This is a genomic window from Pseudoalteromonas sp. PS1M3 (assembly GCF_016865405.1).
Classification (GTDB): Bacteria; Pseudomonadota; Gammaproteobacteria; order Enterobacterales; family Alteromonadaceae; genus Pseudoalteromonas; species Pseudoalteromonas marina.
Genome location: NZ_AP022624.1, coordinates 1821917 through 1845581, shown reverse-complemented (window position 1 = coordinate 1845581; position 23665 = coordinate 1821917). Strand labels below are relative to the sequence as shown.

Annotated in this window: 21 protein-coding genes; 12 read left to right on the top strand and 9 right to left on the bottom strand. The window is 39.4% G+C overall.

Annotated features, from left to right (window positions below):
• Nucleotides 1–66: 66 nt before the first annotated feature.
• Entirely contained in the window at nucleotides 67–834 is a 768-nt protein-coding gene (locus PS1M3_RS08470) for an alpha/beta fold hydrolase (RefSeq protein WP_058428843.1), read from the bottom strand.
• Between the two features lie 244 nt (nucleotides 835–1078).
• On the opposite strand from PS1M3_RS08470, the gene seqA reads away from it, so the two are divergent.
• The 7 genes from seqA (at nucleotide 1079) to PS1M3_RS08435 (ending at nucleotide 8981) form a co-directional block, all read left to right on the top strand.
• Nucleotides 1079–1669, top strand: a complete 591-nt coding sequence (gene seqA / locus PS1M3_RS08465; protein WP_006793039.1) for a replication initiation negative regulator SeqA — start codon at nucleotides 1079–1081, stop codon at nucleotides 1667–1669.
• Nucleotides 1670–1678: 9 nt separating this feature from the next.
• Nucleotides 1679–3316: a phosphoglucomutase (alpha-D-glucose-1,6-bisphosphate-dependent) gene (gene pgm / locus PS1M3_RS08460; RefSeq protein ID WP_138740983.1), complete on the top strand. Its 1638-nt coding sequence runs from the start codon at nucleotides 1679–1681 to the stop codon at nucleotides 3314–3316.
• Nucleotides 3317–3394: 78 nt separating this feature from the next.
• Entirely contained in the window at nucleotides 3395–4447 is a 1053-nt protein-coding gene (gene astE / locus PS1M3_RS08455) for a succinylglutamate desuccinylase (protein ID WP_203983583.1), read from the top strand.
• 266 nt (nucleotides 4448–4713) lie between these two features.
• Nucleotides 4714–5928, top strand: coding sequence for a thiamine pyrophosphate-dependent dehydrogenase E1 component subunit alpha (locus PS1M3_RS08450; RefSeq protein ID WP_203983581.1), 1215 nt, complete (start codon nucleotides 4714–4716; stop codon nucleotides 5926–5928).
• Nucleotides 5928–6905 (top strand): alpha-ketoacid dehydrogenase subunit beta, encoded by a 978-nt coding sequence (locus tag PS1M3_RS08445; protein WP_203983579.1) that lies wholly within the window; start codon nucleotides 5928–5930, stop codon nucleotides 6903–6905. The genes PS1M3_RS08450 and PS1M3_RS08445 overlap by 1 nt, the downstream gene beginning before the upstream one ends.
• 8 nt (nucleotides 6906–6913) lie before the next feature.
• Nucleotides 6914–8476, top strand: coding sequence for a dihydrolipoyllysine-residue acetyltransferase (locus tag PS1M3_RS08440; protein WP_203983577.1), 1563 nt, complete (start codon nucleotides 6914–6916; stop codon nucleotides 8474–8476).
• Nucleotides 8477–8615: 139 nt separating this feature from the next.
• Nucleotides 8616–8981 carry a DUF805 domain-containing protein gene (locus tag PS1M3_RS08435; protein WP_203983575.1) on the top strand — a complete coding sequence of 122 codons (366 nt, stop codon included), beginning with the start codon at nucleotides 8616–8618 and terminating at the stop codon, nucleotides 8979–8981.
• A 57-nt stretch (nucleotides 8982–9038) separates the two neighbouring features.
• Here PS1M3_RS08435 and PS1M3_RS08430 read toward each other — a convergent pair whose 3' ends face one another.
• Together PS1M3_RS08430 and PS1M3_RS08425 are read right to left on the bottom strand one after the other, a co-directional pair.
• A complete protein-coding gene (locus PS1M3_RS08430; RefSeq protein WP_203983573.1) occupies nucleotides 9039–10211 on the bottom strand; it encodes a putative manganese transporter in 1173 nt (390 codons plus the stop codon).
• A gap of 121 nt (nucleotides 10212–10332) precedes the next feature.
• Nucleotides 10333–11958 carry a M28 family metallopeptidase gene (locus PS1M3_RS08425; protein ID WP_203983566.1) on the bottom strand — a complete coding sequence of 542 codons (1626 nt, stop codon included), beginning with the start codon at nucleotides 11956–11958 and terminating at the stop codon, nucleotides 10333–10335.
• 118 nt (nucleotides 11959–12076) lie between these two features.
• Here PS1M3_RS08425 and PS1M3_RS08420 point away from each other — a divergent pair, with 118 nt between their 5' ends.
• The 3 genes from PS1M3_RS08420 to PS1M3_RS08410 are packed head-to-tail and all read left to right on the top strand — an operon-like array spanning nucleotide 12077 to nucleotide 14875.
• Complete coding sequence (locus tag PS1M3_RS08420) at nucleotides 12077–12889, top strand: DUF3025 domain-containing protein (RefSeq protein ID WP_203983564.1); 813 nt, start codon at nucleotides 12077–12079, stop codon at nucleotides 12887–12889.
• On the top strand, nucleotides 12886–13674 hold the full coding sequence (locus PS1M3_RS08415; protein ID WP_203983562.1) for an ABC transporter ATP-binding protein: 789 nt from the start codon (nucleotides 12886–12888) through the stop codon (nucleotides 13672–13674). Before PS1M3_RS08420 ends, PS1M3_RS08415 begins: the two co-directional genes overlap by 4 nt.
• A complete protein-coding gene (locus tag PS1M3_RS08410; protein ID WP_203983553.1) occupies nucleotides 13667–14875 on the top strand; it encodes an ABC transporter permease in 1209 nt (402 codons plus the stop codon). The genes PS1M3_RS08415 and PS1M3_RS08410 overlap by 8 nt, the downstream gene beginning before the upstream one ends.
• 98 nt (nucleotides 14876–14973) lie before the next feature.
• Here PS1M3_RS08410 and PS1M3_RS08405 read toward each other — a convergent pair whose 3' ends face one another.
• The 6 genes from PS1M3_RS08405 to PS1M3_RS08380 form a co-directional block, all read right to left on the bottom strand.
• Nucleotides 14974–15813, bottom strand: a complete 840-nt coding sequence (locus tag PS1M3_RS08405; protein WP_203983551.1) for a UDP-2,3-diacylglucosamine diphosphatase — start codon at nucleotides 15811–15813, stop codon at nucleotides 14974–14976.
• 161 nt (nucleotides 15814–15974) lie between these two features.
• Complete coding sequence (locus PS1M3_RS08400; RefSeq protein WP_008131190.1) at nucleotides 15975–17699, bottom strand: proline--tRNA ligase; 1725 nt, start codon at nucleotides 17697–17699, stop codon at nucleotides 15975–15977.
• Nucleotides 17700–17787: 88 nt separating this feature from the next.
• Nucleotides 17788–18492 (bottom strand): tRNA (N6-threonylcarbamoyladenosine(37)-N6)-methyltransferase TrmO, encoded by a 705-nt coding sequence (gene tsaA, locus PS1M3_RS08395; protein WP_203983549.1) that lies wholly within the window; start codon nucleotides 18490–18492, stop codon nucleotides 17788–17790.
• Nucleotides 18493–18673: 181 nt separating this feature from the next.
• On the bottom strand, nucleotides 18674–19243 hold the full coding sequence (locus PS1M3_RS08390) for an outer membrane beta-barrel protein (RefSeq protein WP_203983540.1): 570 nt from the start codon (nucleotides 19241–19243) through the stop codon (nucleotides 18674–18676).
• A 249-nt stretch (nucleotides 19244–19492) separates the two neighbouring features.
• A complete protein-coding gene (locus PS1M3_RS08385; protein ID WP_006793023.1) occupies nucleotides 19493–19957 on the bottom strand; it encodes an acyl-CoA thioesterase in 465 nt (154 codons plus the stop codon).
• 101 nt (nucleotides 19958–20058) lie between these two features.
• Complete coding sequence (locus tag PS1M3_RS08380; protein WP_008131182.1) at nucleotides 20059–21705, bottom strand: electron transfer flavoprotein-ubiquinone oxidoreductase; 1647 nt, start codon at nucleotides 21703–21705, stop codon at nucleotides 20059–20061.
• A 220-nt stretch (nucleotides 21706–21925) separates the two neighbouring features.
• Here PS1M3_RS08380 and PS1M3_RS08375 point away from each other — a divergent pair, with 220 nt between their 5' ends.
• Both PS1M3_RS08375 and PS1M3_RS08370 read left to right on the top strand, forming a co-directional pair.
• The gene (locus tag PS1M3_RS08375) at nucleotides 21926–22675 is read left to right on the top strand and encodes an electron transfer flavoprotein subunit beta/FixA family protein (RefSeq protein ID WP_008131180.1); all 750 of its coding nucleotides are present in this window, start codon (nucleotides 21926–21928) and stop codon (nucleotides 22673–22675) included.
• Nucleotides 22676–23602: an electron transfer flavoprotein subunit alpha/FixB family protein gene (locus tag PS1M3_RS08370; RefSeq protein ID WP_008131178.1), complete on the top strand. Its 927-nt coding sequence runs from the start codon at nucleotides 22676–22678 to the stop codon at nucleotides 23600–23602.
• Nucleotides 23603–23665: the final 63 nt, after the last annotated feature.

Sequence of the window (23665 nt, the reverse complement as noted above, 5' to 3'; positions counted from 1 at the left end):
GTACTATAGCACAAAAATATTCATATATTTAGTACGTGCATTCAAAAACAAGCGATTAAAATTACTTTAATTTTGAATTAAAAAGTCACTTATTGCCTTATTTACAGCCATAGGTTTTTGCGCATGTAACCAATGACCAGCACCGTGAATGATTTTTGCTTTCGTATTCTTGAAACGCGTGACAATTGCAGTGCGGTACTCGGGTAAAATATAATCTGAATCGTTACCTTTGATAAAAAGAGTATCGCACAAACAAGAATTGTTTTCATTAACGTTTGAGAGTATATTTGAATATTTCTTATCTAGAACAGGTAAGTTGAATCGCCACGTTAATTTTCCTGCTTCATTTTTAGCTAGGCTTTTTAATAAAAACTGACGAACGCCAAGTTCGTCAATATAAGGCTGCATTAAATCGTCAGCATGCTTTCTGTCTTCTATATGCTCAGATGCAACTGCGTTGAGCGCCTGCAATATCTTAGTATGCCGCGGTGGGTAGGTAACGGGTGCTATATCAAGCACAATTAATTTTTCAATCAACTCGGGTTGAGTTAATGCAAGCTCCATAGCAACCTTGCCACCCATAGAATGACCAATTATATGTGCTTTTTTTATATTCAAGTGTCGAAGTAACTCAACAATGTCTTTTGCCATAGCAGGATAACTCATCTCATCACTGTGAGGGGAGAGGCCATGGTTTCGCAAATCTACATTGGTAACTGTAAAATGCTCACTTAACGGTTTAGCAATTACGTTCAGGTTTTCTAATGAACCAAATAGTCCATGTATTAAAATAACATCAGGACCTTGTCCCAGTTGCTTATAATTTAGCTGCATACATTGCTCCTAAAAATTTCGCCTTAGTTTGCCGAGCAATAATTAAAAAAGCAAAAAATAGTGTCTAATTAACCATTTTATTAAATGATATTCGAAAATTAGAGAAATTGATTGATTAAAAATTTACCTAACTAGTTATAGATTTTCGAAATGCCTGCGAGTGCTTGTTGTAACTCGCATTTATTATTGGATTGGGTATAATCAGGCGTGAGAAAAAAATGTGACCCGTAATGACAGGAAGACCATGAAACAAATCGACATAGACGACGAGTTATATCAATACATTGCCAGCAACACGCAAAGTATTGGTGAAAGTGCATCCACAATTTTGCGTCGTTTATTAAACATGAGCGGCGAAAAACAATTAACCGCTGACGTAGAAATAACACAAAATCAACAAACAACAACTACATCTGCGCCATCTACTGCGCCAGAATTAAAGCACGCTGTAGCAGAAGCTGAAGTTCCAAAAACTGTCACACCAGTGAAGCAAAAAAATGCTAACGTTTTTAATGTATTAAATAAAGAAGAACTAGCAATGCAAAAAGGCGTGGTGGGTCGCTTCTTATTTATTTTAAGTGCTTTTTATCGCACTCATAAATCTGATTTTTCTGCTGTGTTGGATATTAAAGGCCGTGACCGTGTTTATTTCGCAACGAGCAAAGAAGATTTAGTAAATAGTGGAAGTAGCATGAACCCTAAAAATATCACCGACAGTGAATATTGGGTAATGACTAACTCTAATACAACACGTAAAAAAATGATGCTTCATGAAGTAGCTCTTTGCCTAGGTTACAGTGCAGAGCAAGCTGAAAAAATTCGCGATTACCTGTAAGGAAATATAATGGCTATTCACTCAGGCGCAGGCAAAACTGCTCCACAATCAGCACTTGTTAATGTTCCTAAATTAGTTTCGGCTTATTATTTAAATGAGCCAGACTTAGAGCAAAACCCAGAGCATGGCGTTGCCTTTGGTACATCTGGACACCGCGGCTGCTCTTATGATGTAAAATTTAATGAATCCCATATTTTAGCAATTACACAAGCCATTTGTGATTACCGTAAACAAAACGATATTTTTGGACCATTATTTTTAGGTAAAGATACCCATGCGCTTAGTGAAGCTGCCTTTAACTCTGCAATTGAAGTGCTTGTCGCTAACGAAGTGCAAGTAATTACTCAGCAAGATGGCGACTTTACTCCAACTCCTGTTATTAGCCATGCAATTGTTTGTCACAATAAACGCAATCCTAATGAGCTTGCAGATGGCATTGTTGTTACGCCTTCACATAACCCTCCTGAAGATGGCGGCTTTAAATATAACCCACCTAACGGCGGGCCTGCTGATACAGACGTAACTAACTGGATTGAAGACAGGGCTAACAAGTTATTACTTGAAGATTTAGTCGAGGTTGAGCTTTTCCCGTTCGCTAAAGCTTCTCGCTCAGGGTTTATCCGCTACGAAGATTTAATGACTCCGTATATTAACGATTTAGAGAATATCGTTAACTTAAAAGCCATTAGTGATGCGGGCGTTAAAATAGGCATTGATCCATTAGGTGGTTCAGGTATAAATTTTTGGCCAGTCATTACGCAAAAATATAATTTAGATCTAACCGTAGTGAACGACAGCGTTGATCCGCGTTTTGCATTTATGCCACTTGATAAAGATGGCAAGATACGTATGGATTGTTCATCGCCTTACTCGATGGCTAATTTAATTAAATTAAAAGACGATTTTGATATAGCGATTGGTAACGACCCTGATTACGACCGTCATGGCATTGTTACACCCGATGGCCTGATGAATCCGAATCATTTTTTAGCTGTTGCTATTGATTACCTATTAAACCATCGCGAGTGGAATACTAACGTAGAGATTGGTAAAACGCTTGTTTCGAGTTCGATGATTGATCGTGTTGTAGCGCGCAATAAGCGAAAGGTAAAAGAAGTTCCGGTAGGCTTTAAATGGTTTGTTGAAGGGCTAAACAAAGGTAATCTTGCTTTTGGTGGCGAAGAAAGTGCAGGCGCTGCGTTTTTACGCTTTGATGGCAGCGTATGGTGTACTGACAAAGACGGCTTTATTATGGGTTTACTTGCAGCTGAAATACTAGCAGTAACGGGCAAAACACCATCAGCGCTTTATAAAGAGCTAGAACAAGAATTTGGATCGCCACTTTATAAGCGTCTAGATGCGCCAGCAAGTAGTGCACAAAAATCGCGTTTAAAAGCTTTAAGTGCTGACGATGTAAAAGCCGAAACGTTAGCTGGAGAGCCTATTTTACAAAAATTAACTCATGCTCCTGGTAACAATGCAGCGATTGGCGGCTTAAAAGTTGTTACAGAAAATGGCTGGTTTGCTGCTCGCCCATCAGGTACTGAAGATATTTATAAAATATACCTAGAATCATTTAAAGGGGAAGCACATTTAGCTCTTTTAGAAAAAGAAGCTAAACAATTAGTTGATTCAGTTATTAGCTAAACCTGCTTAAACTATTTAAAAACGGCTGAATTATTCAGCCGTTTTTTTGTATCTCTCACACTATAAAGGGCTTTTATTATGTCAGCCACACCCGATTATTTAAATTTATTGCAATCAACCGGTGATTTTCTAACCATTAGCCGAGATAATGAATGGCACCTAGCACCGAGCCAGTTTACGCTCAACAATGGAACCCAAGTTAATGTACACGATACTGGGGTTATTGAGTTTCAGCCAGCGGTTACTACCTCAAAAGATATTGTGTTATCAAGTGCTGTACACGGTAACGAAACGGCGCCTATTGAAATTTGTGATGAGCTAATAAAGCAAATTATTTCCCAAAACCTTGAGCTTAATCAGCGAGTCCTTTTTATATACGGAAACCCTAAATCAATTAATATTGGTTTGCGCTTTGTAGAAGAAAATCTTAATCGTTTATTTAATGGACACCACACGGTTGATGGTGTTGAAATGAATGACGAGCGCGTTCGAGCGGCAAAACTTGAACGCTACGTAACTGACTTTTTTGCCAGAGGGGAAAAGGGCAGTGAGCGCAGTCATTACGATTTGCACACGGCTATTCGAGGTTCAAAAAATGAAAAATTTGCTGTGTATCCATTTTTGCACGGTAAACCATGGAAAAAATCACAGCTACAATTTTTACTAAGTTGTGGAGTAAATACTGTATTAATGATGAAGTCGCCAGCGACAACGTTTAGTTATTACTCATCCTTTGTTCATGGTGCAGATTCGTTTACAGTTGAGCTTGGGCAAGTAAAACCATTTGGCCAAAACGATATGACACGTTTTGAAAAAACAAAACAAACGTTAACTGCATTAATTAGTCAAAAAGAAGTTGAGTACCCACAATTTAATGCAAGCGACTTTGAGCTGTTCGCTGTTCACCGTACAATTAATCGTACTCAAGAGGATTTTAGTTTTCCATTTTCTGATGATGCAGAGAACTTTACTGGCTTTGCAAAAGGAGAACTGCTCGCAACCGATGGTAATACTCCTTATTATGCGGACGTTGAAGGAGAATCAATCATATTCCCAAATGCAAAAGTAGCCTTAGGGCAACGTGCATTACTCACCGTTGTTCCAATGGCTATAGACAGTAACTTTGTATAATTCAACTCATTAGACCTCTTTGTCCTGCAAGTTAACTAACTGATTACTAATAATTTAAGTAGCTGTATTGTTAACTTGCCATTTATTTAACCAATATTTACTTTTGTTTCGTCACAGATTTGTTGAATAACACTTTACGTTAACGTAAAGTGTTGGCAGCTTTAATTAAATATAGTGCAGATATTGCAAAGTTTATTCAGCAATGATCACCCATAATAATAATGTAAAAGGGGCACTATGTTACTGACAACAACAGAAGGTAGGTTATGAGTAATCCAAATAACGTATCGCTGAATATTAACCATGCGCTAGAATTTATTGACGGCAATGCGCTTAATATTCCAACCCTTAGTATTTTAACTGAGGATGGCGACATTCACCCAAGTGCGACAGCACCCGCTATTTCAAAACATACCGCAATTAAACTTTATGAGACTATGCGTTTTATACGTTTATTAGATGAACGTATGCAAGGTGCTCAGCGCCAAGGCCGAGTAAGCTTTTACATGCAATGTTTAGGTGAAGAAGCTGCCGTTACGGCATCCGCTGCTGCGCTTGACCAAGAAGACATGATAATGGCGCAATACCGTGAGCAAGCTGCACTGCATTACCGTGGTTTTACGCTAGACCAATTTATGAACCAAATGTTTTCAAATGAATTAGATTTAGGCAAAGGTCGTCAAATGCCAATTCATTATGGTTCGAACGAATTAAACTATATGACTATTTCTTCTCCTCTTGGCACACAAATACCACAAGCTACAGGGTATGCATATGGACAAAAAGTAAAGCATATAGATGCGAAAACAGGCGAGCTTGCAAGCATTATTGATAACGTTACTATTTGTTACTTTGGCGAAGGCGCTGCATCTGAAGGTGACTTTCATGCAGGATTAAACATGGCTGCAGTGCATAAAGCACCCGTGATATTTTTTGCACGTAACAACGGCTATGCGATTTCGACCCCGGCAGATGAGCAATTTAAAGGAGATGGTATTGCTTCACGTGGTGTGGGTTATGGCATTAAAACAATTAGGGTCGATGGCACAGACGCACTTGCTGTGTTTGCGGCAACGCAAAAAGCACGTGAAATTGCCTCAACACAAGGCGAACCTGTTTTAATTGAATCAATAGCTTACCGCTTAGGCGCTCACTCTACGTCTGATGACCCAAGTGGTTACCGTTCAAAAGACGAAGAGGCTAATTACAAAACATGCCCAATAGAAAAATTTAAAAAGTGGCTAGTAAAACAGCAATGGCTCAACGAAGAAGACGATTTAAAAGCAAAAGAGTCTATACGTGAAGATATATTAGCGGCATTAAAGCGTGCAGAAGTAGTGCAAAAGCCTGCTTTAGAAGAGCTAGTATCAGATGTTTATGATACGCCAATCCCTTCACTTGTTCGTCAATACAATGAACTAAAAGAACATATACAAAAGCACCCAGATGCTTACCCAGTTACTGCAGGGAGAATTAAGTAATGGCTAAAATGAACATGCTACATGCAATTAATTCTGCTCTTGATATAACCATGAATGAACACCCGCAAGCGTGTATATTTGGCGAAGATGTTGGGTATTTTGGCGGTGTATTTAGAGCGACCTCAGGTTTACAAGAAAAATACGGAAAACACCGTGTATTTAATACGCCTTTAACTGAGCAAGGTATTTTAGGTTTTGCAAATGGTTTAGCAGCATTTGGTGCACCCGCGTTAGCTGAAATTCAATTTGCAGATTATATATTCCCGGCCTTTGACCAAATAGTAAATGAATCAGCAAAATTCAGATACCGTAGTGGTAATGAGTTTAATGTAGGTAACTTAACTGTACGTACACCATATGGTGGTGGTATTGCTGGTGGTTTATATCATTCGCAATCACCAGAAGCTTACTTTGCACATACGCCAGGTTTAAAAATAGTGGTGCCACGTAATCCATATCAAGCTAAAGGCTTACTGCGTGCAAGTATTAAAGATGACAATCCGGTTATATTTTTTGAGCCCAAACGTTTGTACCGCGCATCGACGGGTGAAGTACCTGAAGAAGATTATTCAATAGAGTTAGGTAAAGCTGAAGTCGTACAAGAAGGTAATGACATTACAGTGCTTGCTTGGGGCGCTCAAATGGAAATTATTGAAGATGCTGCAAAACAAGCAAGTGAGCAAGGGATACATTGTGAGGTAATAGATTTACGTAGTATTTTGCCGTGGGATATAGACACAATTGCTAAATCAGTCACTAAAACTGGCCGTTTAGTGATAAGCCATGAAGCACCTATTACAAATGGATTTGGTGCAGAAATTGCTGCCTCAATTCAACAAGCGTGTTTCCTCCATTTAGAGTCACCTATTTTACGTGTGTGTGGTTTAGATACACCTTACCCACTGGCGCTTGAGAAAGAGTATGTGCCTGATGCGCTCAAAGTATTAGCTGCAATTAAACAATCAATGGATTTTTAGGGGTTCCCATGGCTAAAGATTTTATATTACCCGATATTGGTGAAGGCATTGTTGAGTGTGAAGTGGTTGAATGGCTAGTAAAAGAAGGTGATAGCGTTTGTGAAGATCAACCCATCTGTGACGTGATGACCGACAAAGCCCTAGTACAAATACCTGCTGTGCACGATGGAGTAATTACAAAGCTCTATCATCAAAAAGGCGAAATAGCTAAAGTGCATGCACCCTTGTTTGCAATGGATGTAGCAGGCGAAGCGGCTGACGTTGAAACGCAAGAGCATAACAGTGCACCCCAAAACAACAATACAGGTGAACAATTAGAAGATTTTATTTTACCAGATATTGGCGAAGGGATTGTTGAATGCGAAATAGTCGACTGGTTAGTAGCCGAAGGCGATGAAATTGAAGAAGATCAAGCTGTTTGTGATGTAATGACTGATAAAGCCTTAGTGCAAATACCGGCAAAGTACACCGGTACCGTGCAAAAGCTGTATTACCAGAAAGGCGAAATAGCTAAAGTACATAGCCCACTGTTTCAAATGACTATTGCTGGAAGTGCACCTAAACAAAACATAGATGTAAACCAAGCTGTAGTAAAAGCGCAAACAAATGCAGCAGAGCAGGCAGCACCAGTAAAAGTTAATCAAACAGCAAAAGTGGTTAACACAAAAGCCGTTGCATCACCGGCTGTTAGACGAAAAGCACGCGAGCTTGATGTTGATTTAACACAAGTGCCAGGTAGTGGTAAAAATGGACGTATCTATAAGCAAGATATAGAAGAGTTTATTAAAGGTGAAGTACCTAACAGTATTGATACATCACCGCTTAATAGCAGTGCAGTCAACACACAAAGTAAAACGCAGAGCTCTGGCGTGCGTGTAGAGCCAATTAAAGGCATAAAAGCGGCGATGGCAAAACAAATGGTTGCCTCTGTTTCAACCATTCCACACTTTACATTTTGTGATGAAATAGATTTAACAGACCTTATTACCCTAAGAGCTTCAATGAAAGAACAATACAAAGCACAAGGCGTTAAGCTCACTATGATGCCTTTCTTTGTTAAAGCACTGTCGCTTGCGATGAAAGAATTCCCGGTTCTTAATTCTAAAGTAAATGAAGATTGCTCTGAGCTTACTTATTTTAACGATCATAATATTGGTATAGCAGTCGATTCTAAAATTGGCTTATTGGTACCAAATATTAAGTCGTGCCAAAGTAAAAATATTGTTGATGTGGCTAATGAACTTACACGCCTTACTGAGTCCGCTCGCGAAGGGCGAGTACCACCTGAAGACTTAAAAGGCGGTACTATTAGCATTTCAAACATAGGTGCAATTGGCGGCACAATTGCCACACCAATTATTAATAAACCTGAAGTTGCTATTGTAGCGCTAGGTAAATTGCAGCATTTACCACGCTTTGATGAAAACGGCCATGTTGTGAGTAAGGCCATTATGCAAGTTAGTTGGTCTGGTGATCACCGTGTTATTGATGGCGGAACAATTGCTCGCTTTAATAACTTATGGAAATCGTACTTAGAAAATCCATCGGCAATGATGATGGCCATGAGCTAAAAATTAAACTTATAAAAAACCAGCAATTTGCTGGTTTTTTGTTTTAAAGCTAGGCGTTTTTAATTAAGATACAGATGTTACTAAAAAGTAATTTAAAGAGCCCGTTAGGGAATATAAAAAATAACACTAAGGAAATTTTATGGAACATTATATGAACGCACTGCGTAGCTACGCAGATTTTTCAGGTCGTAACCGCCGCAAAGCTTATTGGATGTTTGTATTATTTAATACCATCTTCTCAATTATCTGTAATGTTATTGATGGCGCATTAGGTACTATGTTTATTGGTTCTATTTATAGTTTAGCGCTATTGATACCTGGTTTAAGTGCTGGTGCACGTCGTTTACACGACACAGGCCGCTCAGGCTGGTGGCAGCTTCTTTGGTTAGTGCCAATTATTGGTTGGATTGTTTTAATTGTATTCCTTGCACAAGATTCACACGAGGGCGAAAACGATTTTGGTCCTAATCCAAAAGAGTTAGCAGCAGAACCTGCTGCTGTATAAAGTAAAGTTTTAACCTAAAAAAGCTCAGTGTTCGCTGAGCTTTTTTATGCCTAAAATTCAATACGAAATAAAATACAAGCCATAGCCAACTCCGAGTGCAGGAAGTGCGGTATATAAAGTGGCTATTATTGCGGCTTTAGGGGCTAACGCAATTGCAGGGAATAACGCATCTCCGTCGTTTGAAATTGCATTGGCTGTTAAAGCGCTAAATGGAATAATCCCCTGTATATAAAGTGTGGTGACTATTATTTGCGGTCCACAACCGGGTAAAAAACCAATGATCACAGCAATCAGCGGTGCTAAATAAGCGTAGTGGGCAAACCATGTTTTTAAATCAAGTCCGGCTACATTCACGAGTATTTCAAATAACATAAACGACGCCACTACCCATGCAGTCACAAAGTGTGTGTATTGGAGCACTTTAATTACTTTAGAGGGTGGATTGCATTCATCCTCTTCACTGGTAATTTGTTTATATGTTTCGCCCTTAGACGAGTAAGCCCATACCGTTACGATAAATAGAGCCATGCCCGCACCAAATAAATGTATTCCAGTGCTTGTGTGCCTTCCAAATTGGTTAAACTCCACGTTAAATGCGATTAAAAACGCGATGATTAAACTTGGAAAAATCGCCAACATCCAAATAGGCTTACTGACTCTAATAATGCGGGTAGGCAATATTTTAACTTGGCGGGTTTGTTCTTTTAATGAAGGGCGTAAAAAGTCGTGTTTATGAACTGTATTTACAAAAGCACCACATATAGTTCCAACAACTAATCCTATAGCCATTATTACAGCGCCCTCAGTAGGGCGTGTAGCTAAAAGTAAAAATGCAGCATCGCCCATTGTTGCTGTTAGTACGGCAACAATAGCCCCAAAGCTTGCTTGGCCTTTGGTAAATTGTGTAACCACTATTATAGCGCCCCCGCAGCCTGGTAAGGCACCTAGTAAAGCCGCAAAAAAGACCTCTAATGCCGGTGACTTGGCACTTAGATAACTAAGCTCCAACTGAGGTAAACGCTCAATAGCGTAGTAATAAATCAGTAACGTAGCAGCAACAAATACACTGACTTGAAAAAAAGCGTCGCTTAGTGCGGTAATTGCAATATCACGAAGTGATGGCGCAGCAAAACACACCAACAAAAAAAGAGGGAGTAATAAACGTTTATTTTGGCTAACAAAGCGTTTTGAAGCGGGCGTAACTAGTCCTATTTGTGTAATTGAGTTCATACAGTGTTACCAATTTAATAAACAGAGTAACACTGTATAATTTTAGTAAATGATAATCAATATCATTTAATTGTGTTTAAATCGATTACTCACATTGAGATTTTCGATATTAAATTCTAGGCTATTTACGTTGAAATTCTGAATTTGAATTCCAAGTAGGCCATTGCTCTTGCTCAGAAATATCAAAACCTACTTTATAAAATAATTGTAAGTCTTGAACAGCGCCCGATAAATCCCACTCATCGCGGTAACGGTCACAAGGCTGGTGGTAACAACCGCGTAATACTAGGCTCATTCGCTTGCGATAATTGGCTGTTTCTTCATCCGCTGCTTGAGTACCACCACCAGCGTACATTGCAGGTATGCCCATATTGGCAAACGCAAAATGATCAGAACGGTAATAACCACCCGACGATGGTTTAGGATCGCCTGATAAAGTTCTACCTTGATCTTTTGCTGCATTAGCTAAAAACTCATCCATTTGAGATTTACCAATGCCTACCACACTCATATCTTTTACTTTGCCTAATAAATTTAAGCTATCCATATTGATATTAGCAACCGTCTTGTTAGCTGCAATAACAGGGTTTGCGGCGTAATACTTAGAGCCAAGTAACCCTTGCTCTTCAGCGGTTACTGCTAAAAATGTCATTGAGCGGCTAGGGTGCTTTGGCAATTTAGTAAATGCTTCTGCAACTTCTATTAAGCCTGCAGTACCCGTTGCGTTATCGTGAGCACCGTTATAAATTTGGTCACCTTTGCGGCTTGTATCTGTGCCTAAGTGATCCCAATGCGCTGAATATACTACATGTTCGTCAGGCGATTCGCTGCCCGGTAATGTCGCAATAAAGTTGTAAGACACTGACGTTTTAATTGTATTACTCACATTAACAGAGGCGGTTAAATCACCCATATCGACATGATAAGCACCTTTTGCGGCATTTTCTTTGACGGTATCGAAATCTAAACCAGCTTTACTGAAAAGCTCTTTAGCCACATCACTAGTAACCCAGCCTTCTACAGCAACACGGTCCATATTGTTGTTTTCTTTTTGAAAACCAAATTGCTCGCCACTCCACGAATTTTCAACAACCGACCAAGGATATGAAGCGGGTGCTGTTTCGTGAATAATAATAGCGCCTGCAGCACCTTGGCGACTTGCCTCTTCATATTTGTAGGTCCAACGACCGTAATAAGTCATTGCGTCGCCAGTAAATAAAGCAGGATCTTTAGTTGCAAAACCAGGATCGTTCACAAGCATGACCACGGTTTTACCTTTAACATCAATTCCTTCGTAGTCGTTCCAGTTATACTCTGGTGCATTAACGCCGTAGCCTACAAATACGAGCTCAGAGTTTTCAATGCCTTCTTTTTCACTAATGCGGCTACTGCCCATAACCATGTCTTTTTTGTATTGGTAATCTTTGCCACCAATTGATAAAACCATGTTTGAATCAGCTTCTAGTGATACAAGGGGGACTTCTTGTAAAAAGCTATCACCATTGCCAGGCTCAAAACCCAATGCTTTAAATTGGGTTGTTAAATAATCTAATGTTAGCTTTTCGCCAGGTGACGAAGGCGCTCGGCCACCAAATTCGTCAGATGCCAATACTTTTATGTGTTTTGCTAACTCATCGGCTTTAATACTGTTATAGCCATTAGTTACATCTGAAGGAGTAATGCTTGTTGCTGCACAGCCAGCTAAAACAGCGCTGGCAAGAAGTGTGAGAGATAAATTGCGTTTCATATTAACTCGATTATTGTTTTAAGATTAAATAAGTATATTAACTTCTATTAAGTAGGGCTAGCTTTTGCGGTAAACTGTTACAAAATTAAAGGCCTATACAAGTTAGAAATTTATAATAATGAAGCGTTTTACTCCTCCTGAACAATGGCAACCCAATTGCCTAAAAACGGGTGCATTTAATCACCTAAACAGCTTGTTTAAACTTAATGAGCAAACTCAATGGCCTTCACCAAAATGGTTTACTCCTTATTTAAATGCAACGAACGAGAATAATTTACCGATACAGTTTGTTGACGATGCACAAATAGACTTTGCTGAGCGCTATTACGAACAAGTAATTTTTGAAACGGGTGAAGTACCCACACGGACAGAAAATTGGCACGATCTATTCGGTGGTTTTATTTGGTGCTTATTTCCTAAAACAAAATCACTTATAAATCATCGGCATGTTCAGGATATTGCCGAATATGGTTTAACTAAGCGCACCAAACACAGAAACGCACTCACACTATTTGATGAATGTGGTGTTGTACTGGCCATTAGTGACAGTAAATGGCAAACCTGGCTGCGCGATCATCAATGGCACAAAGCATTTGTAGAGCACCGCCAGGAGTGGGGAGAGTCAATTCAGGCTTTTATGTTTGGTCATGCCAATTACGAAATGTTGACTCGCCCTTATATAGGGCTCACAGGAAAAGCATTATTTATAAATGTGCCCGACGAAATATTTTGTAAAGATTTAGCAATGCAATACCAGTACCTTGATCAAGTACTTTATGAGAAGATTAAAATAGAACATTGCTTAGCCGATAACTCACACCTTTCGCCTTTACCATTATTAGGTGTGCCTGGCTGGCATGAAGATAATAAAAACGACACATTTTACAATAATACGGATTACTTTAGACCCAAACGAAGGACATGCGCATGATAGAAGTTGCCGGGCTTAAAAAACGTTTTAAGCTGACGAAAGACCATAAAAAAAATAAAGTAGACGATATCGACCCGCGTGAAGATAAAGACTACTTTCATTCAGTACGAGATGTCAGTTTTCGCTGCGCTGAAGGCGAAGTATTAGGGTTGTTAGGCCCAAATGGCGCAGGTAAAACAACCACCTTAAGAATGATCTCAACAGCCTTAAAGCCTGATGAAGGCTCTATTACAATTGATGGCAACGATATTGTTAAAAAACCTCTTTTAGGGCGAAAGTCTATTGGGTTTTTATCAGGCTCTACTGGCTTGTATGGTCGTCTGACCGTTAAAGAAAACATAGAGTACTTTGCAAAACTTCACGGGATGAAAAAAAGCGATATAGCATCACGTTGTGATGAGCTTTTTACATTACTCGATATGCATAAATTTATAGATAAACGCGCTGAAAATTTATCAACTGGTATGAAGCAAAAAGCAAATATAGCCCGTGCAGTTGTACATCGCCCAAAAGTAGTTGTGCTCGATGAGCCTACAACAGGCCTTGATATCATGACCACACAAACAGTGATCGAATTTATCAAAGGTTTAAAAGCACAAGGCACACCGGTTATTTTTTCTACCCATCATTTAGATGAAGTCGCATTGTTATGTGACCGTGTAGCGGTAATTAACGAAGGCATAAGCTGCTTTGATGGCACAGTTGAAGAGTTTAAACTAGCCGGAAACAGTGAAGAGTTAAACCAAGCGTTTATGAACATATTAACGGAGAAGTATAATGTTTGAAGTATATAAAAAGGAATTAAAAGAGCTCCTTCGCGACAAAAAAACGCTTATGTTTGTTGTGGCGCTGCCAGTACTTATTTTCCCAATAATTTTTGCCGTTATGGCTTTTATTAGTTCGCAAGCGGCACTTGAAGCTGACCAAAAAGTTAATACTTACGTAATTATTAATGGTGAATACGCACCAGAATTTACCAACAAAGTGTTTTACCACAAAAGCTTTGAACTTTATAAGGGCAGTAAAACCTTTAATACGATAGAAGAGCTCAAAGCAGGTGTTACTGCCGGCGATATAGATATGGGTATTTATTTGCCAAGTAACGCAGAAGATACACTCAACAGTGGTGAACAAAGCAAATGGGAAGTGGTATTTAACGACGCAAAATCAATAAATTTTTTATTTGATCGGGTCAAAGAACTAGCTCAAGAATACAGCGACGTATTGCAAGCCAAAAAATTAAAAAGCTTTGGGATAGAAGAGTCTACGCACAAAGCTATCCTTACCCCTATTGAAGTTGTTAAAGTAGATACGGCTGATAAACGTGAAAACTTAGGTGAAAAAATAGGTGGCTTTTTACCATATTTACTTATTCCATTGGTGTTAATGGGCGCTACATATCCTGCAATTGACTTAGGGGCCGGTGAAAAAGAGCGCGGCACACTAGAAACACTCTTACTTACACCCATAACACGCACAGAGCTGGTATTAGGTAAATTTATAACATTACTGACCACCTCTATTGCATCAACCACTATTACGGTTGTGAGTATGGGGTGTTGGGTTGCTGTTGCACTGGCGTTCGCAGACTTAGACTTTATAAAAACGGCATTTAGTACTTTGGCGGTTACCGATTTGCTGATGATTTTTGTATTATTACTGCCATTGGCTGCCATATTTTCTTCTTTAGCGTTAGCTATATCTATTTATGCGCGTACGTTTAAAGAAGCACAAAACTACATGGCTCCTTTAAGTATGGGGGTGTTTTTCCCTATTATTATTTCAATAATGCCAAATATGGAATTGACTGCTAAAACCGCGTTTATTCCGGTAACCAACGTTGCATTAGCCATTAAAGACATAATTAAAGGCACTGTAGATTACACGTTTGTAGGGCTCATATTTTTAGCAACCGCTCTTATTGCAGGTGCGTTACTCGCATTTTGCGTTAAATGGTTTAACCGAGAAGATGTACTATTTAGATAGTGTGCTACTCATCTTAAAAAAGCATCACTTAAGTGATGCTTTTTTGTTTAAGACCGTCAACAAGGATTAAAATTTATGACTTGGTTTAAAGTCAGCAATTAGGCTGCCGACTTTTTAGGTTTCGCATCGTCATTACTCATTAGTGGTGATGAAATGTTAGATATGTCGGCGCTGTCTAAAACTGTGTGTGTATCTGACCAGTGAAGGAGTTCTATTTTTCCATCGGCTTGTTCCACTAAGGCGGTGCAGTTTTCTATCCAATCGCCGTCGTTACAATACACTATGCCGTCGCACACTTTTATTTTAGGGTGGTGTATATGCCCACAAATAATCCCATCTACTTTTTGTTTTTTTGCCTCATGGATAGCTGCGTCTTCAAATGCATTTATTGCTTCGCGTGCCTTATGAACTCGTGCTTTTATCCACGACGCTAACGACCAGTAATTACCCCCAAACAACTTTCTTATTTTATTGCTCCAACGATTTAAAAATAAAAGCAAATCGTAGCCTGCATCGCCAGCAATGCTAATAATTTTGTTATAACGAGTTGCGCTATCAAAGTCATCGCCGTGAACGAGCAAAAAGCGTTTATTAGCTTGAGTTACATGAATATACTGCTGGTGGACCTCTATACCAAATAGGGTTTGATTTATATAGTTTCTAAAGGTTTCGTCATGGTTTCCTGGTATATAAATTACGCGTGTTCCGTTGGCCGCTTTTTGTTGAATGCAATTAAGTATTTGATAGTGAGAGGGGTGCCAATATAATTGGCGCTTCATTGACCATAAATCAATAATGTCGCCAACTAAATATAAAACGTCAGTCTCAACAGCGCTTAGAAAATCGAGTAAATAATCAGCTCTGCAATCTTTATAGCCTAGGTGAACATCTGATATCCATATAGCAGGGTATTTAGCCTTTTGTTCAGCACTTTTCATATTGTCCCTCGTTAGTTTTGTTAGCTATAAATTACTTTAGAGAGAGAAAATGACAGTGATACGACATTTTTAGTAAAGCTATATGACACAAAATTTAGGCATAAAAAAACCGCTTAAAAAAGCGGTTTTTGCATTCACGTTATTGAATAACGAATAAGTGTTTAGGCTTGCATAGCTGCTTTAATGCTTTCAATAGCGGTATCTATGTCAATCATTAGCTTTTCACCTGTGCGACGATTTTTAAGCTCTACTTTATTTTCGTCTAGGTTACGTTCGCCAATTACAAGTGTGAAAGGCACACCTACAAGCTCCATATCATTAAACATGACACCTGGGCGCTCTTTTCTATCGTCAAATAACACATCCACACCTGCATCTTTTAAACCTTGGTAAAGGCTGTTTGCAATATCAGGAATGCGATGCGACTTGTGCATGTTCATTGGAACAATAGCAAGGTCGAACGGCGCAATAGATTGTGGCCAAATAATACCGTATTTATCGTTGTTTTGCTCAATAGCAGCAGCCACAATACGCGATACACCCACACCGTAACAACCCATGGTCATTACTTGGTTTTTGCCATCTTCGTTTAATACGCCTGCTTTCATGGCTTCTGAGTATTTTGTGCCAAGTTGGAATATATGTCCTACTTCAACACCACGTTTAATTTGTAAAGTGCCTTGGCCGCAAGGGCTAGGATCGCCTTCTACAATGTTACGAATATCAGCAACGTCGTAGTTAGTTACATCACGGTCCCAGTTTATGCCGCTAAAGTGTTCGTCGTCTTTATTAGCACCGGCTACAAAGTCAGCCATTACGTTGGCTGTGCGGTCAACAATAATTGGCATTGTTAATCCTACAGGACCTAGTGAGCCAGGTTTTGCGCCGATTGCAGCAATGATGTCTGCTTCTTTTGCCATTTCAAGCGGTGAGTCAACGAGAGGGTGCTTTTCCGCTTTCAATTCGTTTAATTCGTGATCGCCACGAATAACAAGGGCAACTAAACCACGTTGTTCGTTTTCATCTGGGGCACCATAAACGATTAACGTTTTAACACTACGGTGTGGTTTAACACCGTAATGCTTTTTAAGCTCTTCAATTGTTTTAGCATCTGGAGTCGGGAACGCTTTTAATTCTTTTGTAGCATCAGCACGAGGCTCTGTTGGGGCAAGGGCTTCGGCTTTTTCAATATTAGCGGCGTAATCACTACCATCGCTAAATGCGATAGCGTCTTCACCTGATTCGGCTAAAACATGGAATTCATGAGACACGCTACCACCAATAGAGCCTGTATCGGCAATTACTGGGCGGTAATCTAGGCCTAAACGTTCGAAAATATTACAGTATGCTTTGTGCATTGCTTGATACGTATTATTTAAACATTCTTCACTCAAATGAAATGAATAAGCGTCTTTCATGGTGAATTCACGGGCGCGCATAACACCAAAACGAGGGCGTCGTTCGTCACGTACTTTAGTTTGTACTTGATATAAAGTAAGTGGTAACTGTTTATAGCTATTCACTTCTTTGCGAACAAAATCGGTGATTACTTCTTCATGTGTTGGACCAAGTGCAAATTCACGATTATGACGGTCTGTAAAGCGCATTAGCTCTGGACCAAACTCGCTCCAACGGCCTGACTCTTCCCATAAATCAGCAGGCTGTATCACAGGCATCAGCATTTCTATTGCGCCTGCTTTGTCCATTTCTTCACGAACAATGTTTTCAACTTTACGCAAAACGCGTAAACCAGAGGGTAACCAAGTGTATAAACCCGAAGCGACGCGACGGATCATACCGGCTCTAAGCATTAACTGATGCGATACAATTTCAGCATCTGAAGGCGTTTCTTTAAGTGTTGCGAGTATATATTGGCTGGTACGCATTATTTTTCCGAAATAGAGTAATATGTTCTTTTAATAGAGCTTAAGTTTACCAGCGGTTGCTTTTACACAAAAGCGCTAAGTGAGTTATTTAGCTTTTTTCTATACTTGTTACTAGGTTGTGCTCGCCATTAACTTGCCAGCGTATATTGTAATCATACAATGTCATTCCATAGCTCTGCTCGCCGTTTTTTTGTTTTTTGTAAGCAGGACGTGGATCTTGTTTTAAAACATTACTAATAAAGTTTAATAAATCAGGGTATTGAGTTTGTTGCTCAATGAATAAAGTCACCTCTGGGGTAAACTCTACACTCATTTGTGTTTCTGGGCGTGTATCTGCAAAGCCAGCACTTGCGTCAAGCATGGCATCTGAATAAGGCAAGTAGGGTTTTATGTCAATGATGGGCGTGCCATCAAGCAGGTCGATTCCGGCAAGTAATAAACTGAGTTGGCCATTTTTATATTCTATACCCTCAAGCTTCACTGCACTCATACCAATGGCATTTGGTCTAAAAGTAGCACGAGTAGCAAATACACCTTTGCGTTCATTACCGCCTAAGCGAGGAGGGCGTACCATGGGCGAGTAGCCTTTATCTGCGGTTTCATGAAAGCGAAACAATAACCAAATGTGGGTAAATTCATCAATACCGCGTACAAATTCTTCGCGGTTAAAATCAGGCGAAAAAATAAGTTTTGCTTTGGCTTCAGGTACTAAACGAGGTTGTCTTGGTATGGCAAACTTTTGTTTATAGGGAGATTGTATGTGGCCAACGGCCGAAATGCTGTAGTCGCTCATGTTACTCAAGTACAAATAGAATAGGCGGGCATTCTACCTTTATTTGCAGGCCATCGCATCACAGCAGAGCAATTTATTTTATTAGACTAAGTGGTTTAAAATAGCTTTTAGACTGAGTGGTTTATATAAAGTAGAAAAAGGTAAGCCTAAGCTTACCTTTGTTAAACAACCTGTTTATAGTTTAAAACATGTATTGCAGTGACACTGATGCTACATCCATATCAGGATCAATATCATCGTCTAGTTTGTAACGCTCGTACTCTAAACGCATTTGCACATTGCTAGAAAAAGCAAACTCTAAACCAGCACCATAAAATGCATCACCGCCGTCTTGTGAAGTAGAAACGCTTCCAACAGGGAGTTCTTGTTTTATATCTGCATCCCATTCTAACCAACCACCTTTGGCATAAACCGAAAAGCTCTCAGTTAATGGGATACCTAAACGCGTGGCCAATGACACACCGTCAATTTCAGCTTTGCTGTCAATATCGCTAACTTCATCAAAGTTTTGATAAGCCAGCTCTACACTTAAATATTCATTAAATTGCGTACCAACATACCCTTTGAGCATTTGTGCGTCATCATCAAAATCAGTATCGTTTTCACTGTCTTCAAACTCAAAAGAGTACTGTCCGTAACCTATACCGGTATAAATACTTGGAGAATCAAAATCGGAAATATCTGCCTGCGCCGCAGAGTTAAAACCAAGTGTTGCTAGCGCTAGTGCTGAAAGTGAAAGTGATTTAATCATTAAATAGCTCCTTTAAAAAATAAAATGGTTTGATTTTTCAAACTTCAATTACTTATTTGCAGTGAACATGCCAATGATTAAATTGATTACTAAAACAGCTAAACTAGTATTTTTGGATTAGTTATTTGGGTTGTTTAGGTTTTTTATTAAACAAATCGCTAACTGCTAAGATTTAGCGATTTTAAATAAATTGTATTTTTTACAAAGCATTAGGTGATTTTTACAGTACAAAAATTAGCTAATGCGTAATTACACTTGATGAAGTAAGTTTTCGGTTTCAATCGCAATTTCTTTCATTTTAATTGCGTAGTTTTCTAATTTTATATCTTCATTGGAGACTGCTTTAAACTCTGGCACTGCAACGGGGTAACCCGTTTCATCCATGGCAACAAAGCTTATTACACAGTGATTTGTTTCAACCATGTTCTGTGTTTTAGGGTCGCCACACCGAACTTGTATAAATATTTGCATACTTGTTTTACCGGTATGTGCAATTTTAGCTTCCACTTCTACTATTTGACCAACCAGAATAGGGCGTCTAAATTTAACACCTGCCACCGATACGGTTACACAATAATGACCACTCCAGCCTGCAGCACAGGCATAGCCAGCTTGGTCAATCCACTTCATAACCACACCACCATGCACCTTCCCACCAAAATTAACGTCGGTAGGTTCTGCTAAAAAACGAAAAACAACATTTGACGACGGCATAAGCTTTACTCTTTTTATTAATTATACAATCAGCATAGCGCAAAAAAGGGGGCGAAGCCCCTGCAATTTAGGATATGTTTATAATTTATATGTAAAAGATATTACATATTGGGGTAATTAGGGCCGCCAGCGCCCTCTGGGGTAACCCACGTGATGTTTTGGCTCGGATCTTTAATGTCACAGGTTTTACAGTGAACACAGTTTTGTGCATTAATTACAAACTCGTTGTTACCTTCTATTTCTTGCACCTCATAAACACCTGCTGGGCAATAGCGCTGCGCAGGTTCATCAAATTTCACAAGATTAACTTTTATTGGTATTGCTGCGTTTTTAAGTTTTAGGTGACAAGGTTGAGACTCTTCATGGTTAGTGTTTGATAAAAACACACTTGAAAGTTTATCAAAACTCAGTGAACCATCAGGCTTAGGGTAAGCTATTTTTTCAGCAATGTTAGCATCAACCAGCGTAGAGTAATCTGGTACATCATCTTTAAAGGTAAATGGTAAAGCACCGTTGAATACATTTTGATCGAGCGTGTTATATGCACCCCCTAAAAATTTACCTAGCTTATGCATCACCGGACCAAAATTACGAGAATGATAAAGCTCTTTATAAGCCCAAGATTGTTCAAACTGCGGGTGGTAATTTACTAAATCAGTATTAGCTTGTTCATTTTCTAATGCTTCAAAAATGACTTCAGCGGCTATCATGCCCGATTTCATTGCTGTGTGATTTCCCTTAATTTTTGCAAAATTTAATGTGCCTGCATCACAGCCTACTAATAATCCGCCAGGAAAATGCATTTTAGGTAAAGAGTGTAATCCACCTTTTGCAATAGCACGCGCGCCATAAGCAATACGCTCACCGCCTTCAAGTACGTGTTTAAAAACAGGATGATGTTTCATTCGCTGGAATTCATCAAACGGGCTTAAATGCGGGTTTGTGTAATTTAAATCAACAATTAAGCCAACAACGACCTGATTATTTTCGCTATGATACATAAATGCACCACCGCTCGTATCACCACTTAACGGCCAACCTGTGCCATGAACTACTTTACCTTGTTGATGCTTAGACTCATCTACTTGCCATATTTCTTTAAAGCCTAAGCCATAATGTTGAGGCGATGAGTCAGCATCAAGTGCAAACTGGTTTATAAGTTGTTTGCCTAAATGGCCTCGGCAGCCCTCAGCAAAAATAGTATATTTAGCTCTTAGCTCCATGCCTGGCATGTAGCCATCTTTTTCATTACCCTCTTTATCAACGCCCATGTCACCCGTAACAATACCTTTTACTGCGTCGTCTTCAATAATAAGTGAATGTGCGCTAAAGCCTGGAAATATTTCTACGCCTAAACTTTCAGCTTGCTCTGCTAGCCAGCGGCATACGTTACCCATTGAAACAATGTAGTTACCATTATTATGAAATGTTTTAGGCGTAGCAAAGTGGGGGATTGATGTTGCTTTTTCTTCGTTATTAAACCAATAAATTTCATCATTTGTAACTTTCGTAGTTACTGGCGCACCTTGCTCTTGCCAATTTGGTAGTAATTCATCTAACGCTTTTGTTTCAAATACAGCGCCCGATAGAACATGCGCGCCAACTTCTGAGCCTTTTTCTACAACACAAATCATGCACTCTTGTTGTTTTTCTTGTGCAAGTTGTGCGAGTTTTATTGCACTAGCAAGTCCCGCAGGTCCAGCGCCTACAACAACTACATCAAATTCCATGGTTTCACGTTCGACCATAATAACCTCTTTATTTATGACGGACTCACTCAATACTGCCTAAGTATTTGAACAAGGTATTCAGCCTATTTATTACAATGCCAATTTTTCGTTACAGGCTGTGAATAGTTAAAGGTTATTTTAGGTTGACGTTTACGTCAACAGGAAGTAGTCTGATTTCATAAAATAAATAGGTTGACGTACACGTTAGGTTGTAGGTTTAAATAATTATGGAGTTCCTATGAAAGTTCTTGTACCAATAAAACGCGTTATAGATTACAACGTAAAAGCGCGTGTCAAAAGTGACAACAGCGATGTAGATTTAACGAACGTTAAAATGGCGATGAACCCATTTTGTGAAATTGCAATTGAAGAAGCTATTCGCTTAAAAGAAGCTGGTACAGCCACTGAAGTTGTAGCTGTTACTATTGGCGCTAAAACATCGCAAGAACAACTACGCACAGCGCTTGCACTGGGTGCAGATAAAGCAATCCACATCGAAACCGATGAAAAATTAGAGTCATTACACATTGCAAAATTACTCGCAAAAATTGTAGAGCAAGAAGCGCCAGAACTTGTTATTTTAGGAAAGCAGTCGATTGATTCAGACAATAACCAAACGGGTCAAATGCTTGCAGCATTAACTAATCGTGGGCAAGGTACGTTTGCGTCTAAAGTGGTCGTCGCTGATGGAAAAGTAAACATTACACGCGAAGTAGACGGCGGTTTGCAAACGGTCGCACTTTCATTGCCAGCCATTATCACTACAGATTTACGTTTGAACGAACCACGTTATGCATCACTACCCAATATAATGAAAGCAAAACGCAAGCCGCTTGATGTAATAGCTGCAGACTCTTTAGGTGTAGATTTAACACCTCGTATTCAGCTTGTTAGCGTAGAAGAACCGGCTAAACGTAGTGGTGGTATTATTGTAGAAGACGTTGCACAACTTGTAGAAAAATTAAAAACAGAGGCAAAGGTGATTTAAATGAAAACACTTGTAATTGCAGAGCACGACAACGGTGCCTTAAAACCAGAAACCTCAAAAACAATTAATGCGGCTATTCAAATGGGTTTTCCTGTTGATGTATTAGTGGCCGGTGAAAACATCGCCAATATGAGCGAGACTATTTCAAGTATAGAAGGCGTTGCGAGTGTGCTTGTTGCAGATAATGCAGCTTATGCACACCAACTAGCAGAAAGCATGACCGATTTAGTTATGTCGTTAACTGACAACTACAGTCATATTGTGGCAAGTGCAACTACCACAGGCAAAAATTTTATGCCACGTGTTGCGGCCCTTTTAGATGTAGCACAAATATCTGAAATTATTGATGTAATAGATGCTGATACGTTTAAACGCCCAATTTATGCCGGTAACGCTATTGCGACTGTAAAATCACTTGATGCTAAAAAGGTGATTACCGTACGCGCAAGTAGTTTTGATTTGCAAAGCGAGCAAGCCGCTGTAAGCATTAATACTTTAGATACAATATCGGACTCACAGTTAAGTACGTTTGTAAGCGTTGAGCAAACTGAGTCAGAGCGCCCAGAGCTTACCGCTGCTGAGGTGGTTATATCTGGTGGTCGTGGTATGCAAAATGGCGAAAATTTCGCTCTTTTAAACGGTATAGCCGATAAATTAGGTGCTGCTATTGGTGCATCGCGCGCTGCGGTAGACGCAGGCTTTGTACCTAATGATATGCAAGTAGGGCAAACAGGTAAAATTGTAGCGCCTAACTTATACATCGCAGTGGGTATTAGCGGTGCCATTCAACACTTAGCGGGGATGAAAGACTCAAAAGTGATTGTTGCAATTAACAAAGACCCCGATGCACCTATTTTTCAGGTTGCAGACTATGGACTCGTTGCCGATTTATTTGATGTGTTACCGCAATTAGAAAACGCACTATAACCATTTATTAAACCTTATTCTGGTTGAAAGCCGTGGTGCCTGATGGGTGCTGCGGCTTTTTTA